Source organism: Luteimonas sp. S4-F44 (genome assembly GCF_022637415.1).
In the GTDB taxonomy this organism is placed as follows: domain Bacteria; phylum Pseudomonadota; class Gammaproteobacteria; order Xanthomonadales; family Xanthomonadaceae; genus Luteimonas.
Genome location: NZ_CP093340.1, coordinates 3431296 through 3447220 on the forward strand (window position 1 = coordinate 3431296; position 15925 = coordinate 3447220).

Annotated in this window: 16 protein-coding genes; 11 read left to right on the top strand and 5 right to left on the bottom strand. The window is 69.9% G+C overall.

Annotated elements, in window-relative coordinates:
* Positions 1-3: 3 nt before the first annotated feature.
* From MNO14_RS16670 to sctT, 3 genes are read left to right on the top strand one after another with little or no spacing between them, the layout of a single operon-like run.
* On the top strand, positions 4-981 hold the full coding sequence (locus MNO14_RS16670) for an EscR/YscR/HrcR family type III secretion system export apparatus protein (protein ID WP_305879404.1): 978 nt from the start codon (positions 4-6) through the stop codon (positions 979-981).
* Positions 981-1247: a type III secretion system export apparatus subunit SctS gene (sctS, locus tag MNO14_RS15510; RefSeq protein ID WP_241944574.1), complete on the top strand. Its 267-nt coding sequence runs from the start codon at positions 981-983 to the stop codon at positions 1245-1247. The genes MNO14_RS16670 and sctS overlap by 1 nt, the downstream gene beginning before the upstream one ends.
* Positions 1247-2032, top strand: coding sequence for a type III secretion system export apparatus subunit SctT (sctT, locus tag MNO14_RS15515; protein ID WP_241944575.1), 786 nt, complete (start codon positions 1247-1249; stop codon positions 2030-2032). The genes sctS and sctT overlap by 1 nt, the downstream gene beginning before the upstream one ends.
* Before the next feature lie 24 nt (positions 2033-2056).
* On the opposite strand, the gene sctU is transcribed toward sctT, so the two are convergent.
* The gene (gene sctU / locus MNO14_RS15520) at positions 2057-3262 is read right to left on the bottom strand and encodes a type III secretion system export apparatus subunit SctU (protein WP_241944576.1); all 1206 of its coding nucleotides are present in this window, start codon (positions 3260-3262) and stop codon (positions 2057-2059) included.
* Between the two features lie 241 nt (positions 3263-3503).
* On the opposite strand from sctU, the gene MNO14_RS15525 reads away from it, so the two are divergent.
* The 4 genes from MNO14_RS15525 to plsB all read left to right on the top strand — a co-directional run bounded on the left by MNO14_RS15525 (position 3504) and on the right by plsB (position 8337).
* A complete protein-coding gene (locus tag MNO14_RS15525; RefSeq protein WP_241944577.1) occupies positions 3504-3821 on the top strand; it encodes a hypothetical protein in 318 nt (105 codons plus the stop codon).
* A 54-nt stretch (positions 3822-3875) separates the two neighbouring features.
* Complete coding sequence (locus MNO14_RS15530) at positions 3876-4553, top strand: hypothetical protein (RefSeq protein WP_241944578.1); 678 nt, start codon at positions 3876-3878, stop codon at positions 4551-4553.
* Positions 4554-4636: 83 nt separating this feature from the next.
* Positions 4637-5542: a hypothetical protein gene (locus MNO14_RS15535; protein WP_241944579.1), complete on the top strand. Its 906-nt coding sequence runs from the start codon at positions 4637-4639 to the stop codon at positions 5540-5542.
* Between the two features lie 29 nt (positions 5543-5571).
* Positions 5572-8337: a glycerol-3-phosphate 1-O-acyltransferase PlsB gene (gene plsB, locus MNO14_RS15540; protein WP_241944580.1), complete on the top strand. Its 2766-nt coding sequence runs from the start codon at positions 5572-5574 to the stop codon at positions 8335-8337.
* 83 nt (positions 8338-8420) lie between these two features.
* Here the strand turns inward: plsB and MNO14_RS15545 are convergent, their stop codons facing one another.
* Positions 8421-8630, bottom strand: coding sequence for a YdcH family protein (locus tag MNO14_RS15545; protein WP_241944581.1), 210 nt, complete (start codon positions 8628-8630; stop codon positions 8421-8423).
* 145 nt (positions 8631-8775) lie between these two features.
* On the opposite strand from MNO14_RS15545, the gene bamE reads away from it, so the two are divergent.
* Entirely contained in the window at positions 8776-9354 is a 579-nt protein-coding gene (gene bamE, locus MNO14_RS15550; RefSeq protein WP_241944582.1) for an outer membrane protein assembly factor BamE, read from the top strand.
* Between the two features lie 37 nt (positions 9355-9391).
* Here bamE and MNO14_RS15555 read toward each other — a convergent pair whose 3' ends face one another.
* Positions 9392-11056 (bottom strand): ATP-binding cassette domain-containing protein, encoded by a 1665-nt coding sequence (locus MNO14_RS15555; RefSeq protein WP_241944583.1) that lies wholly within the window; start codon positions 11054-11056, stop codon positions 9392-9394.
* A 213-nt stretch (positions 11057-11269) separates the two neighbouring features.
* Here MNO14_RS15555 and ttcA point away from each other — a divergent pair, with 213 nt between their 5' ends.
* From ttcA to MNO14_RS15570, 3 genes are all read left to right on the top strand, one after another.
* The gene (gene ttcA / locus MNO14_RS15560; protein ID WP_241944584.1) at positions 11270-12163 is read left to right on the top strand and encodes a tRNA 2-thiocytidine(32) synthetase TtcA; all 894 of its coding nucleotides are present in this window, start codon (positions 11270-11272) and stop codon (positions 12161-12163) included.
* 112 nt (positions 12164-12275) lie between these two features.
* Positions 12276-13178 carry a recombination-associated protein RdgC gene (locus MNO14_RS15565; RefSeq protein ID WP_183425268.1) on the top strand — a complete coding sequence of 301 codons (903 nt, stop codon included), beginning with the start codon at positions 12276-12278 and terminating at the stop codon, positions 13176-13178.
* Positions 13179-13215: 37 nt separating this feature from the next.
* Positions 13216-13995: a SprT family zinc-dependent metalloprotease gene (locus MNO14_RS15570; RefSeq protein WP_241944585.1), complete on the top strand. Its 780-nt coding sequence runs from the start codon at positions 13216-13218 to the stop codon at positions 13993-13995.
* Positions 13996-14023: 28 nt separating this feature from the next.
* On the opposite strand, the gene MNO14_RS15575 is transcribed toward MNO14_RS15570, so the two are convergent.
* Positions 14024-14872, bottom strand: coding sequence for an alpha/beta hydrolase (locus tag MNO14_RS15575; RefSeq protein WP_241944586.1), 849 nt, complete (start codon positions 14870-14872; stop codon positions 14024-14026).
* Complete coding sequence (gene hemH, locus MNO14_RS15580) at positions 14869-15861, bottom strand: ferrochelatase (protein WP_241944587.1); 993 nt, start codon at positions 15859-15861, stop codon at positions 14869-14871. Before hemH ends, MNO14_RS15575 begins: the two co-directional genes overlap by 4 nt.
* Positions 15862-15925: the final 64 nt, after the last annotated feature.

The following is a 15925-nucleotide window of genomic DNA, read 5'->3' on the forward strand; positions in this document are numbered from 1 at the left end:
GGCATGGACTTCAGCACGTTCTCGCCCGCCCTCGTCCTGGTGACGGTGGTCAGCCTGGCGCTGGCGCCGTTCGTGGCGGTGATGGTGACCTCCTTCACCAAGATCGTGGTGGTGCTCAGTCTGTTGCGTAACGCGCTCGGCCTGCAGCAGGTGCCGCCGAACGTGGTCATCAACGGCCTGGCGATCGTGCTGTCGATCTACGTGATGTACCCGGTGATCCTCGACGTCAACGCCGCCGTCGAGGCGCGGCTCGAAGGGCGGCCGCCGCCGGCGTCGGTGCAGCGCCAGATCGAGGCGCGCGCCCAGCAGCAGGCCGTGCGCGAGGGTCGCGCGATCGAAGTCCGGCCCGCGGCCCCAACCACCGCGACGCAGGCCGAGACCGCGACCAGCCCGGCCGCGGCCGACGGCCTGGCCGCCGAAGCGCAGGCCCGCGGCCCGGCGCCCGATCCGATGTTCAGTGCGGTGCGTGGTGGCTCGAGCAACGACCCGCCCGAAGCGCGCGAGCCGGTGCTGCCGGCGCTTGCCGAAGAGATCACCCAGCCGGCCACGCCGAGCGCGGCACCGGCGGTGAGCGGCGCGTTCGACACCAACCGGCTGCTGACGATGATCGACGCTGGCAAGGAACCATTGCGCACATTCCTGATCCAGCACTCCAGCGATGCCGAGCGTGCGTTCTTCCTGCGCAGCGTGCAGCGCATGCTGCCGGCCGAGCGCCGCGGCGACCTGACGCCCGATGACTTCATCGTCGTGGTGCCGGCCTTCACCGTCAGCGAGCTCACCGCCGCGTTCCAGATCGGCTTTCTGATCTTCCTGCCGTTCTTGATCATCGACCTGGTCGTGGCCAACATCCTGCTCGCACTGGGCATGATGATGCTCTCGCCCACGACCGTGTCGCTGCCGTTCAAGCTACTGCTGTTCGTGCTGATCGACGGCTGGGCCAAGCTGGTGCACGGCCTCGTGCTCACTTACGGAACGACCTGATGGGCGACGTCCTGGAGTTCACCAAGGAAGCGCTGTGGCTGGTGCTGCTGCTGTCGGGGCCGCCGATCGCGGCCGCGGCGCTGATCGGCCTGGTGGTCGCGTTCCTGCAAGCGGCCACGCAGCTGCAGGAGCAGACGTTCCCCTACGCGCTGAAGTTTCTGACCGTGGTCATCATGCTGTTTGTGACCGGATCGCTGATCGGCGGCACGCTGTATGTGTTCGCCGACCGCATCTTCCTCGACTTCCCCGGCCTCGTCCGGCGCTGATGTTCGACTTCACGCAGAACCCGTTACTGGCGCTGGCGCTGACGCTGCCGCGCGTGGCCGGGGCGTTTTTGATGCTGCCGCTGCTGACCACCGAGACGGTGCCGGCGATGGTGCGCAACAGCTTCATGGTCAGCCTGGCGATCGTGGCAATCCCGATCGCACTGGCTGGGGCGCCGCCGATCGAGGCCGCCGGCACCGCGCACTGGTCGGCGATCGTGCTCAAGGAAACCTTCATCGGCATCTCGATCGGGTTCTGCTACGGCATCGTGTTCTGGGCGATCAGCTCGGCCGGCGTGATCATCGACACCCAGGTGGGCATGTCGATGGCGCAGATCTTCGATCCGATCCAGGGCCACCAGACCTCGCTGCATGGCGAGTTCCTGTCGCAACTCTCGTCGTGGCTGTTCATGGCCAGTGGCGCATTCCTGGTGTTCCTGGACCTGCTGATGACCAGCTACACGGTGTGGCCGGTCATGAGTTTCTTCCCCGACATCCGGCTCAGTGGCATGGCCTTGTTCGTCGGGCAGTTCAGTTACCTGATGACAGCGATGCTGCTGCTCGCCGCGCCGGCGATGGTGATCCTGCTGGTCATCGACCTGTCGTTCGGCCTGGTCAACCGCTACGCGCCGCAGCTCAACGTGTTCGCGCTGACGATGCCGATCAAGGCCTGGCTGGCGACGGCGATCATCCTGCTGATGCTCGGCGTATTCGTCGAGATCGTGATGCGCCGGCTGGTCGACAACAGCGGACTGGTGAATGCCTTGAAGAACGCGTTCGGCGGTTAGCCGGGCCGAGCGCGCTGTGTGCGGTCAGCGCATCGGATCGCGCGGATCCTCAAACCGCTGAAGGACCGACGGATCGTCGGCCAGCGGCGGCGCGGGCGCAGGCTCGGCCGCCAGGCCGATCTCCTCGCGCATGTCCTCGGGCGGCACGAACTCCGGCGGCTCGGGGCGCGACTCGCCCGAGCGCATGCCTTCGGCCCAGTACAGCACCTGGGCGACGGCCTCGAAGAATTCGTTGCCGATGTAGTCGTCGATCTCCACGCGCGCATTGAGGCCGCGCGCCAGCGGCACGTTCTGCAGGATCGGCACGCCCGATTCCTCGGCCACGCGCCGGATCTCCTCGGCCATGTGCCCTTCGCCCTTGGCCACGACCAGCGGCAGGTCGTCGGTGCCCTGCTCGTACTGCAAAGCGACGGCGATGTGGGTGGGATTGGTCACAACGACGCTCGATCCGCGGACGGCATTGAGCATGTTCTGCTGCGACCACTCCTGGTGCAACTGCTTGCGCCGCTGCTTGACGTACGGGTCGCCCTCGTTCTCCTTGACCTCCTGCTTGATGTCGCGCCGGCTCATGCGCAGCTTCTTGATGTAGGAGTACTTCTGGTAGGAGGCGTCGACCGCGGAGACGAAGAAGAAAACGAAGATCGTCCAGATCCCGATCCACTTGAGCGCATGCCAGATCCCGCTACCGATCGCCGCGGGCTGGGCGAACGGCAGGTTCAGCAGGCTGGGGAGCATGCCCCAGAGCACGAAACCGCCGATGGCGAGCAGCGCCACGCTCTTGAACATCGACTTGATCAGCTCGATGAGATTGTCCATCGAGAACATCTTCTTGATGCCGCTGACCGGGTTCATCTTCGACAGATCGGGCGTGACCTTTTTCATCGTGGCCACCGGCCCGACCTGCAGGAATTCCACCAGCAGGCCCAGCAGCACCGCCATCAACAGCAGCGGCAGCGTCATCGACAGGAATACCTGCGCGGCCAGCGGCACAACGGTGCGCAGCGCGATGTCGAACGGCTGGTTCAAGACCTCGAGGGTCTGATCGAACAGCCCGCGCACGCGCCGGAACATGAAACCCATCAACAGCCAGCCGCCGACCAGCCAGCCCATCACCAGCACGGTGCTGGTCAGTTCCCGGCTCTTGCTGACATTGCCTTCCTTGCGGGCATCCTTGAGCTTCTTGCTGGTCGGCTGTTCAGTCTTGTCGGCGCCTTCGTTCTGCTCTGCCATACGGGCCTGCACCGGCGCATCACGGGGATCTGGAGGCTAGCACGCAGCACGCAGGCATCGCGCAGTGCGCAGACAACGCGGAAGCGGGACACCGGCCATCGTGCATTCATGTTGAGGCCGGCGAGCGCCGGCCACAGCGCGCACCCCTAGGGCCAGCCCGAGATAGCCCGCATGTGGCACCGGCGTTACAGTCGCGCCATCGTCGCCACGAGCGGCATCCACGGACCCCAGCGGACACGGCATGAGCGGTATCTCTTCCAACACCGGCTTCACCGCCGCCAGCCTCGAACGGCTGGGCAGCCAGGTCACATTCGACGACCTGCGCCAGCCCGATGGCAGCGGGCTCGTCGGTCTGGGCGAGGCCGACAACGCGCTCATAGCCCGCGGTCCGCAGGCCGATCCGGGTGAGGACATGCTCAATGCCGTCGCCTGGGCCGATGTTCCGGACGGATCGCGGCTGTTCGCCGGCGATCGCGCGTTCGAAGGCCGGCTCGCCGGCCTGGATCTCGCCGCCGCAGCCGATCACGGCACCGACGCGATCCTCGACGCGCTCGGCTAGGGCAGCGCGCGCACGACGCGCTAGAGTGCCGTCGTCCTTGTTGGCCGCTCTGCGATGAACGCCGTCCCTTCCGCGCACTCCCTGCGTGCCGCCGCCGACCGTCTGGTGTCGACCCTGGCCGCGCATTCCGATCCCGAGTACCGGTTGACCATCCTCAAACGGCTGGCGCGGCGTTTGGGCGAGGACCGCTATCCGCTGTTCCTGCGCCTGCTGGAAGTGGTCGCCGAGAGCGACGACGCCCACGCGCAGCGCCTGATCGCCGACACCTTCGGCACCGCGCTGCGCCGCATGGATCTGCCCGGCGGCGCGCTGAGCTCGTGGGGCGCGACCCGCCTGCCCGATGCCAGCGGGCCGGTCGCGGCCAGTGCGTTCTCCGGCCAGTTCTTCGGCGGCACCCCGCGCCGGCTGCTCGGGCCAGTGGAGTACCTGACGGTCTGGCACCTGCAGCGGACCCAGCGCACCGCATTGTCGGCGCCGACCTTCCGTAAGAGCCTGGCCAGGATGATCGCGCTGCTCAACCGCAGCGAGGATGCGCGCACGTTGTATCCGCAGAAGCTCGCCGCCGATGCCCAGAACGAACTGGAAGGCGCCTACACCCGGGCCACCCGCGAGCGGCTGGCCGCGATCGCCGCGGCCTGGCGCGCCGGGCGCACGCCCGAGGAAATCGCCCAGGCCGCGCTCGATGCCGCGGCGGCCGACACCCCGCGCGGCTGGGTCACGCACGATCTGTGAGCACGGCCCGGTCGGCTCACTTGTCGTGAGCGACCCGGCCATTGCAGGATGGTCGGTCTGAGGGGGCCGAGGAGAATCGCCGGATGCACGCGCACGCGCCGACCCGCCGCCGGTCCCGCCGGCGCCCGCATCGTGCCTGCACGGCGCTGTTGCCGCTGCTGCTGTGGCTGGGCGGCTGCGACCGGCCTGCGCCCGAAGCCGCCCCGACGCCGACCGGCGGCGCGACCCCGGTCGAGGCGGTCACGCGTCTGACCGGCCACCTGCGCGGCGGGGACCTGGCCGCGTTCGCCCGCGATGCGCTGCCGGCCGATCTGGCGCCGGCGCTCGAGCAGGCTTGGCGCGAGGATCGCACCCGGTGGCCACTGTCGGAGTTGCCGCTGTCGGGCCAGATTCCCGCGGCGCTGGCCGCGCTGCACGCGCCGGATGCCGAGCGGGCGCTGCTGGCGACTTTCGATCGGCAGTTCGCCGGCGCCGAGGGCGAGCTGCGCTCGACCGCGCGCGCGCTGGCCGTGTTCGCCACCCAGTACCTGACCCAGTCGCCCGGCTTCAGTGACGACGAGCGCCGGCACTACACCCAACTGGTGGCGGCCACCGGTGAATGGGCGGCCCGGGCGCCGCTGGCCGACCGCGCGCTCGCCCAGCAGACCATCGACGCGCTGGCCACGGCCGTCCGGCGCCAGGCCCTCGACAGCGATGCCGCGCTCGGTCGCGCCGGCATGGCGGCCGGGCTGCGCCGCCTGTCGCCGGTGTTCGAGGTCGGCAAGCAGCAGTTGCGCGCCTATGGCCTGGACCTGGATGCGAGCTTCGACAGCGTCGCGCCGACATTGGCCTCGCAAACCGGCGACCAGGCGCGGGTGCGGCTGCATTACCTGCTCGATGGCCGCTCGATCGATGCCGAGATCGGGGTCGAGCGCGTGGACGGGCGCTGGTACGTGGCGGACTTCCTGCGCCACGCCCGGGCCGCGGCCACGCCCCCGCAGGATCCCTGACGCCCGCCGCGCGAGGCCGCTTGGGCATAATGCCGCCGATGCCCGACCAACCGACCTTCCCCTTTCCCGACGATCCGCGCGCCCCGCGCGACGGCGACGACAGCGCCCGGACGCCCGCCGTGGCGCCGGTCGACGCTGACGCTCATGCCGCGCACGATGCCGCCCGGGCAGACGCTGCGGACCCGGCCCGGACCGCCGAGGCGGCCCCCGCCACGGACGCACGCACGCCCCTCGTGGCGCGCCCTGCGGCCACGCAGCGCCGCGCCGCACGCCGACCCTGGTGGGCCGGCCTGCTCGACCGACTCCTGCGCCCCTGGATCGGGCTGAAGGTCGAACCCCAGGCTCCGGAGACACTGGTCGACCATCGTCCGGTCTGTTACGTGCTCGAGGATTACGGCCTGTCGAACGCGCTGATCCTCGAGCGCGCCTGCCGCGACGCCGGCCTGCCGTCGCCGCTGCAGCCGCTGCCCGGCGATCCGCTGGGGCGCAAGCGCGCCTACGTCGCGCTGTCGCGGCGCAACGCCGGCAGTGCGCTGGCGCTGGCGGCCGGCAAGCCGCCGTCCAAGTCGACGCATTCCGAGTCGCTGTCGCGCCTGCTCGAGGCGCACCGGCTCGATCCCACGCTCGACGTGCAAGTGGTGCCGGTCTCGATCTTCGTGGGTCGCTCGCCCGACAAGGCCAACGGCTGGTTCTCGGTGCTGTTTTCGGAGAACTGGACGATCGTCGGCCGCTTCCGGCGCCTGCTGTCGATCCTGCTCAACGGCCGCGACACGCTGGTGCGTTTCGCCGAGCCGGTCGCGGTGCGACCGCTGCTCGACGAGGACCTGGGCGCCGAACGCACGGTACGCAAGCTCTCGCGCGTGCTGCGCACGCACTTCAACCGCATGCGCGAAGCCATCATCGGCCCCGACCTGTCGACCCGCCGGCTGCTGGTCGACAAGGTGCTGGCTGCGCCGTCGGTCAAGGACGCGATCGCCGACCAGGCGCGGCGCGACAACAGCCGGCCGGAGGACGCGTGGAAGAAGGCGCACGCCTACGCCTACGAGATCGCCGCCGACTACTCGCACCCACTGGTGCGCTCGGCCAGCTTCCTGCTGACCACGGTATGGAACCGGATCTTCCGCGGTGTGCTGGTCCACCACCTGGACCGCTTCAAGGAAGCCGCGCCCGGGCACGAGATCATCTACGTGCCCAGCCACCGCAGCCACATGGACTACCTGCTGCTGTCCTACCTGCTCTACGGCCGCGGCATCGTGCCGCCGCACATCTTCGCCGGCGTCAATCTCAACCTGCCTGTGATCGGCACGCTGCTGCGCAAGGGCGGCGCGTTCTTCGCCCGGCGCAGCTTCCGCGGCAACGCGCTGTATTCGGCGGTGTTCTCCGAGTACATGGCGCAGTTGGTCGGCGGCGGCTATTCGATCGAGTACTTCATCGAGGGCGGTCGCTCGCGCACCGGCCGGCTGCTGCCGCCCAAGGGCGGCGCGCTGGCGATGACGCTGCGCGCCTACCTGCGCGAGCCGCGCAAGCCGGTGCTGTTCCAGCCGGTGTACATCGGCTACGAAAAGCTGATGGAGGGCAGCAGCTACCTCGACGAGCTGTCGGGCAAGGCCAAGAAGAAGGAATCGATCTGGCGGTTGCTGTGGGGCATCCCGCAGGTGCTGCGCAGCAACTACGGCCAGGTGGTGGTGAACTTCGGCGAGCCGATCCATCTCAACGCGGTGCTGGCCGAACTGGCGCCGGACTGGGACGGCCGTGCGGTACCCGAGGACGCGAAGCCGGCCTGGCTGGCGAACACGATCGACGTGCTGGCCCAGCGCATCCACGTCAACATCAACCGCGCCGCCGACGTCAACCCGATCAACCTGCTCTCGCTCGCGCTGCTGTCCACGCCCAAGCACGCAATGGGCGAGGCCGACCTGCTGGCGCAGATCACGCTGTCCAAGCAGTTGCTTGACGACGTGCCGTATTCCGATCGGGTCACGCTGACTCCGCACACGCCGGCCGAGATCGTCGCCCACGGCGAGGAGATCGGCGTGCTCGAACGCGTCGCCCATCCGCTGGGCGATGTGCTGCGGGTCGGCGACGACGAGCAGGCGGTGCTGCTGACCTACTTCCGCAACAACGTCCTGCACCTGTACACGGCCTCGGCGTGGATCGCCTGCTGCTTCCTGCACAACCGTCGCATGAGCCGGCACACGTTGCTGCGCCTGGGGCGCACGATGTATCCGTTCCTGCAGGCCGAACTGTTCCTGCCGTGGACCGAGGACGCCTTCGCCGACCGCATCGAGCGCACGTTGGCCACATTCGTGCGCGAGGGACTGCTCGAACCGCTCGCCGGCGACCAGGACGGCGACGCGGTCTACGGCCGCAACGCCGGGCAGACCGACGAGGTGTTCCGGCTGCGCGCGCTCAGCCACCCGCTGCAGCAGGCGTTCGAGCGTTACTACATCGCGATCTCGGTGCTGGCCAAGAACGGGCCGGGCACGCTCGGCGCCGGCGAGCTGGAAGGTCTGTGCCAGTTGGCCGCGCAGCGCCTGTCGCTGCTGTACGCGCCGGCCGCGCCGGAGTTCTTCGACAAGTCGCTGTTCCGCGGCTTCATTCAGAAGCTGCGCGAACTTGGGCTGGTCAAGCTCGACGGCAACAGCAAGCTGGTGTTCGACGAGCGCCTGACCGCGCTGGCCAAGGACGCGAAGGTGATCCTGGGCCGCGAGCTGCGGCACTCGATCGAGAAGGTCAGCCCCGAAGCGGTGCGGACCGAGTCGGTATCGAACGCGACGACCGAAGCGGCCGACTAACGCGACCGCGCCGCTGTCCGCTCGGCGGACGCGACGTCGCCGGGGCACGCGGCCGACGGCCTCTGCGGCCGGCACTGGCCTGCTCAGGCCGGTTCGTCGGGGATCAGCGACGATTCGAGCTGCGCGATCGCATCGCGCAGCGCCAGCTTGCGCTTCTTCAGGCGCTTGAGCATGACCTCGTCGTGCAGCGGGTCGTGCTGCAGCCGGTCGATCAACGCGTCGAGCTCGCGATGCTCGCCGCGCAGCGCGACAAGACGCTGGGCGGGGGAGTCGTCGGCACGCTCGAAAGCCATGGCGGTGAGCTTACCCGAGCGGTCGCGGCCCCGCTTGGCGCCTGCGCCCGGTCCTGCAAGAATGCGATCGCGCCAGTCGGGGGATGGCGCGTCGCCCATCGTCGATCCGCGGCGCCTCCGGCCGCGTCCGCTCTGGAAGATCACGATGCGAATCCAAGCAAGCTCTCTGTCGATCGCCTGCGCCGCGCTGCTGGTCGCCTGCGCCACCTCCGCCAGCGCCGAGTCCAAGTACGACGGCTACCTGTGCTGCAACCTGCGCAGCGATGGCAGCTGGATCAGCGACAGCAACTACGCCGAGAACGGCAAGCGGGTGATCCCGGCCGGCACCCCGGCCAGCGTCACTGGCCACGGCCGCTACCGCGTCAACGTCCGGATCGACGGCCAGCGCCAGGCGATCGGCAACGACTACAGCCGCGACCTGGATCTGGACACCTTCGCACGCCGCTATGTGGTGACCGAGGACCCGGCGGCGAAGATCGCGACCTGGCCGGCCAAGGTGCAGGAGGCGGTGCGCCGCGCCAAGATCACCCCGGGCATGACCCGCGAGCAGGTCATCACTTCGCTGGGCTATCCGATCAGCAGCGAGAACCCCGACCTCGATGCACCGCTGTGGCGCTATTGGCTCAGCAGCTTCGCCGAGTTCCAGGTGCTGTTCGACGGCTCGGGCCGCGTGCGCGACATCAGCACCGACGCCAACACCCGCAATCTGGTCTGGGTGCCCTGACCCTGCGGCCGGCGCCGGGCACGCCCGGACGCCGGCCTCACAGCGGGTGCAGGCGCAGTCGGTCCGCATCCAGTCGCAGGCCGATGTCGAGCCCGATCGCCTCGAGCAGGTCGGCATCGTGGGACACCACGAGCAGCGCACCGGGCCAGGCGCGGAGCAGCGCGACCAGCGCATCGACGCTGGCCGGATCGAGGTGACTGGCCGGCTCGTCGAGCAATAACAACGGCGCGGCCGGCCTGACCCACGCGGCCGCAGCGATCGCCACGCGCATCCGCTCGCCGCCCGAGAGCGTGCGCATCGGCCGTTCGACATGGTCGCGGCCCAACCCCAGCAACGCGAGCCGGGTCGCGATCGTCGCGCGCACCTGCCCGGGCATCGCCGCCTGCAGCCAGTCCAGCGCCCCCATCTCGCCCGGCAGGCCGTCGAGGTGCTGGTCGAGGGTCTGCGCCGGCACCAGCGCCCGGGCCGAGCCGCTGGCGAGCCTGGCCCGACCGAGCAGCGCGCGCAGCAGGGTGGTCTTGCCGCTGCCGTTGCGGCCGGTCAGCCCGATCCGCACCGGCCCGCTCGCCTGCCAGTCGAGCGCGGCGACCGGGTGGGCGCAGGTCGGATGCGCCTGCGCGAAGGCCAGCACCTGCCGGCCCGGCGGCAAGGCCACGGCCGCCTGCACGAACTGCGGCGCAGCGGGCGCATCGAGCGCATCGAAGGCCGCGCGCACCGCCTGCTCCCCGGCGTCGAGCCGCTGGGTGAGCGCGACCCGGCGGCGCCCCTGGCCGCGCTCGGCATTGTCGGCGAGGCGATCGAGCAGCAGCGGCGACTGGTTGGTGTCGCGATCGGCGCGGCGGCCGCGGGCCTGTCGTCGTTCCAGGCGCTCGCGCTCACGTGCGACCGCCTGCTGGGTCCGTGTCCGCGCGACCCGCGCCTGGTGCAACGCCGCCTCGCCTTGGCGCAGGCGGTCTGCGCGCACGGCGCGCCACGTGGCAAGGCCGCCATCGACACGATGCAGCGCGCCGGCCCGCAGTTCGAACAACCGCGGCATCGCATGCAGCCACGCCGGGTCGTGGCTCGCCACCAGCACCGCGCCACCGCGACGCGCGAACACGTCATGCCAATGCGTCGAGGCCTCGGTATCGAGGAAGGTGCTCGGCTCGTCGAGCAGCAGGATCGGCGCGGCCGAATGCGCGATCGCCAGCAGGCGCAGTTGCTGGCGCTCGCCGCCCGACAGCCGCGCCGGATCCGCGTCCAGGGCGACCCCCGCCAGCCCCAGGGCATCCAGACGCGCGCGCCAGGTCGTCTCCAGCGTCCAGTCCTCGCCGACGCGCACCACATCCTCGGCGCTGCCGTCGCCGGCCAGCAGTCGGCGCAGGGCATCCAGGCGCGGGCCGTCGCCGAGCAGATCGATCACCCGCGCCGGCAACGTCGCCGGCACCTGCGGCAGCCAGGCCAGGTCCGCGGTGCGGTGCACCCGGCCGCCCTCGGTGGATCGGTCGCCGGCGAGTTGCCGCAGCAGGGTCGACTTGCCGCTGCCATTGTCGCCGACCAGCGCGCTCGGCCCGGCGGGCAGGCGTAATTCGAGACCGGCGTAGAGCACCCGCCCGTCGGCGAGCGTCGCCGTCAGGTGGTGGGCATGCAGGAGATCGAAAGGGGCGGCGTCCGACGGGACACCACCGGCCGGGACAGGGCCCGGGAAAGGAACGAAGGACATGACGTGACCTGTGCGCAGACTCGAAGGACGTCCTCGCGCGGAGGACGGCGGATCGGATGTCGGCTCAGCGCTTCACGTCTGCGGGTCTCCCAAGGGCGGCGCGACGGGCGCCGACGGTCGGGCCGCAGTATAGGCACACAGGCCGGCAGCACGCGACACGCGGGCTGAACGCCGGTCGCAGCCGCAGCGACCGCCCCCGTTAGACTATGGACGATGAGCATCGTCCTGCCCCTGCCAGACCCCCTGCCCCGCACACTCGACCCGCGCCGCGCCGCGCACGAGACCCAGAAGCTGGGCAAGCGCCTGCGCCACCAGGTGGGACGCGCGATCGCCGACTTCGGCATGATCGAGGACGGCGACAAGGTGATGGTCTGCCTGTCGGGCGGCAAGGACAGCTACACGCTGCTCGACATCCTGCTGCAGTTGCAGGCCAAGGCGCCGGTGTCGTTTTCGATCACTGCGGTCAACCTGGACCAGAAGCAGCCCGGTTTTCCCGAGCACATCCTGCCCGAGTACCTGCGCACGCTCGGCGTGGATTTCCACATCATCGAGCAGGACACCTATTCGGTCGTCTCGCGGGTCGTGCCCGAAGGCAAGACGATGTGCTCGCTGTGTTCGCGGCTGCGTCGTGGCGCGCTGTACACCTACGCCGAGGCCAACGGTTTCACCAAGATCGCGCTGGGCCACCACCGCGACGACCTGGTGGCCACGTTTTTCCTCAACATGTTCTTCCACGCCAAGCTCAGCGGCATGCCGCCCAAGCTGCGCAGCGACGACGGCAAGCACGTGGTGATCCGCCCGCTGGCTTATGTCGCCGAGGCCGACATCGTCGCCTATGCCGACGCCAAGGCCTTCCCGATCATCCCGTGCAACCTATGCGGCTCGCAGGAGAATCTGCAGCGCAAGCAGGTCGGGCTGATGATGGCGCAGTGGGAGAAGGCGCACCCCGGTCGCATCGAAACCATCGCGCGCGCGCTCGGCGACATCCGCCCCTCGCAGCTCAGCGATCCGAAGCTGTTCGACTTCCTGTCGCTGGGCAGCCGCGGCGCGGCCTTGCCCGATGCGCACGATTGGCTGGCCGGCGCGCCGCACGACGCCCGCGACTGAGCCGCGCCGCCGCCGCGTCCGATAACGTGGCGGCGGGCCGCGCACGCGATGGCGGGCGCCACGGCTTTTTTTTCCTTTTTTTTAATCCCCCATCCCCAATCACGGCCTTTCGATGTTCTTCAAGAATCTGACCCTGTTCCGCTTCCCCACCTCCGTCGATGTGTCCGAACTGGAGACCCAGGTCGGCGAGTTCCGTCTGCGCGACGTCGGCCCGCTGGAGATGTCCACGCACGGCTTCGTGCCGGCGCTGGGCCGCGAGGCCGATGCACTGACCCACCGCATGGAGGATGGCATCTGGCTGGCCGTCGGCGGCCAGGAGAAGATCCTGCCCGGCGCGGTGGTCAACGAGTTCCTGGCCGTGCGCATTGAGGAGTACGAGGAGAAGAACGCGCGCAAACCCGGCGGCAAGATGCGCAAGCAGATGAAGGACGACATCCTGCAGGAGCTGCTGCCGCGCGCGTTCGTGCGCCCGGTGCGGTCGGATGCGTTGATCGACCTGGAACTGGGCGTGATCGCGGTCAACACCTCCAGCCGCAAGAGCGCCGAGAACGTGGTCAGTCAGGTGCGCACCGCGATGGGCAGCTTCCCAGCGCTGCCGCTCAATGCCGAGACCTCGCCGCGCGCGGTGATGACCGGCTGGATCGCCGGCGAGCCGCTGCCCGACGGTCTGGCACTGGGTGAGGAATGCGAGCTCAAGGACCCGTCCGACCAGGGCGCGATCGTCAAATGCCAGCGCCAGGACCTGCAGTGCGAGGAGATCACTCGCCATCTCGACGCCGGCAAGCAGGTGACCAAGCTGGCGCTCACGCTCGACGACCAGATCGAGTTCGTGCTCGGCGAGGATCTGATCGTGCGCAAGTTCAAGTTGCTCGACGGCGCACTCGATACGCTCGAGCACACCGATGCCGACGACCGCCAGGCCGAACTCGATGCGCGGTTTGCGCTGATGCGCGGCGAGTTCAAGCGCTTGTTCAAGGTGCTCGAGGGCGCGTTCAAGCTGTCGAAGGTCGAATGAGCGCAGGCGCGCGCTGCGCGCGCCGTACACTGCACGCATGCCGCCGTCCTCGCGCCTGATCGCTTCGTCCCTGACCGCCGCATCGGTGCGTCGCGACACGCTCGAAGTCCAGCTCGACGATGGCCGCCGGATCGAGGTGCTGCGCGTGCGCGATCCGCGTGCGCGCCGCATCCGTCTGAGCGTCAGCGAGCGCGGCGCGCGCCTGACGTTGCCGCTGCGCGCCAGTCTGGCGTCCGGTGAGGCCTTCGTGCAGCAGCATCGCGCCTGGCTCGCCCAGCAGCTGGCCGAACACGGCGAGGCGCCGCCGCTGCGCCGCGACCTGACCACGCACTTGCCGCTGCGCGGCGCGCTGCTGGCGGTGGATTGGCAACCCGGCCGCTTCGCGCACGTCCGCGCGGAGGACGCGCATCTGGTGTTCGCAGCGCCCGCCCAGGCCGGACCGGCGGCGCTGCAGCGCGCGCTGCGCGAGTTCTACGAAGCCCAGGCACGCGCCGATGTCGCGCGCTGGTTGCCCGGCTATCTGCCGGGCCTGCCGCGCACGCCGTCGCGGATCCGCATCCGGCCGATGTCATCGCAATGGGGCTCGCTGGCGCCCGACGGCACACTCGCGCTCGACCTGGCGCTGGTGCTCGGCGCACCGTCGGCGTTCGAGTACGTGCTGGTCCACGAGCTCTGCCATCTGGTACATGCCGACCACTCGCGCGCGTTCTGGCGCGAAGTCGAGGCGCGTTGTCCCGACTGGCGCCGGGCGCGCGACTATTTCCGCAGCGAAGGGCGACGGCTCAAGGGCACGCTGCATGCGCTGCTGACGGGCTGAGCGCCGGTCGACACGCGCCGCGGCGAACTCAACGCCGGAGGAAATCCCCGATCGCCGCGGCGACCGCATCGGGCTGCTCCATGTGCAGGTGGTGCCCGCCCGGGAGAACGACCAGGTCGCCCTCGGGCAGCAGGCGCGCACGGCGGCTGCGATCGGGCTCGGGCAGGTAGTCCTGCGGCGGGTCGGCGTAAATCACCCGGGTCGGGCATTCGATGCCGGCCACCAACGCATCGACCTGGCCGGGCGTCATACGCACCGCAGTCGGCACAGTCAGCCGCGGATCGCTGCACCACACGTAGCCGCCGTCGACCTTCTGCACGCCGCGCTCGACCAACCCACGCGCCGAACCTTCCGACAGTGCGTTGACGCGCATGCGCGTACGGACCGGTGCATCGAGATTGGGGAACACCCGCAAGGGCCGCTCGCCCAGCCCGCGCGCCGACGTCACCGCTTCGCGCAGACGCACGACGGTGTTGTCCTCGGTCTCGGGCAAGGCCCCGAGCGCTTCGATCGCAACCAGCCGCTCGATCCGCGCCGGGCACGCGGCGGCAACCAGGCTGGCGATGCCCGCCCCCATCGAATGGCCCAGCAATGCAAAGCGATCCCACTGCAGCGCATCGGCGATGTCGAGCACCTGGTGCACTGCGCCGACGAAGGTGTAGTCGGTGCCCTCGGGCATGTGCGCGCTGCGGCCGTGCCCGGGCAGGTCGGGCGCGACCAGCTCGATCCCATCAAGATATCCGGCCAGTGGAGCGAAGCTCGCGGCGTTGTCGAGCCAGCCGTGCAACGCCAGCACCCGACGCGCGCCCGGCGTGCCGTAACGCAGGCCGCGCACGGTGCCGATGCCGATCTCCAGCGCGAAGTCCACACCGCTCATGCCCATGCATCCAGTTCGCGGCGCAGCAGCGCGGCCATCGCGTTGGCATGCGCGGGGGCGTCGTTGAGGCAGGGGATGTAACGCAGCCGCGTGCCGCCATTGGCGACGAACAGCTCGGCGTTCTGCATCGCGATTTCCTCGAGCGTCTCCAGGCAGTCGGCCGGAAAGCCCGGGCACAGCACATCGACCTCGCGCACGCCCGCCTTGGCCATCGCGACCAGGGTCGCGTCGGTCGCCGGCTGCAGCCATTTGCCGGCGCCGAAGCGGGACTGGTAGGCCATGCGGCAATCGCCGGCATCGTGACCCAGCGCGTCCACCAGACCGCGGAATGTCGCCTCGCAGCGCTCGGCGTAGGGATCGCCCTGGTCGACGATCCGCTGCGGAATGCCGTGGAACGAGCACAGCAGCACCTCGCCGCGACCGTGCGCCTGACGGTGCGCGTGCACCGAACCGGCCAGCGCCTGCAGCCAGCCCGGATCGCGGGCGTAGTCCTCGATCATGCGGACCTCGACGCCGTCGATCGGCGTCTGCGCGATGCGGTCGGCGACCGAGGCGGTGGTCGTCGTCGAGTACTGCGGATACAACGGCAGGACCAGGATCCGGCGGATGCCCTCAGCGGCCAACGCGCTCATCGCCTGCGCCAGCGCCGGGCGGCCGTAGCGCATCGCGTGGACCACACGCAGCTCGGGCATCCGCGCATCGACCGCGTCGGCCAGCCGACGCGTGTACACCGCCAGCGGCGAGCCGCCATTGAGCCAGATCTCGGCGTACTTGTGCGCGACCTTCGGCGAGCGCCGCGGCAGGATCACCCAGCGCAGCAACGGCAGCCACAGCCAGCGCGGCAGGCGCACCACGCGCGGATCGGACAGGAACTCGTCCAGATACGCCCGCACCGCATCGGCGGTGGGTGCATCGGGCGTGCCGAGATTGACGATCAACACGGCGGTGGGGACCGGCGCGGCGCCAGACAGAAGCGAGTGAGCGGACATCCGCATAGGATGGCAGGCCGGCCGCTGCAATGCAGCCGACACGCGCGTGCGCTGCGACCGGCCG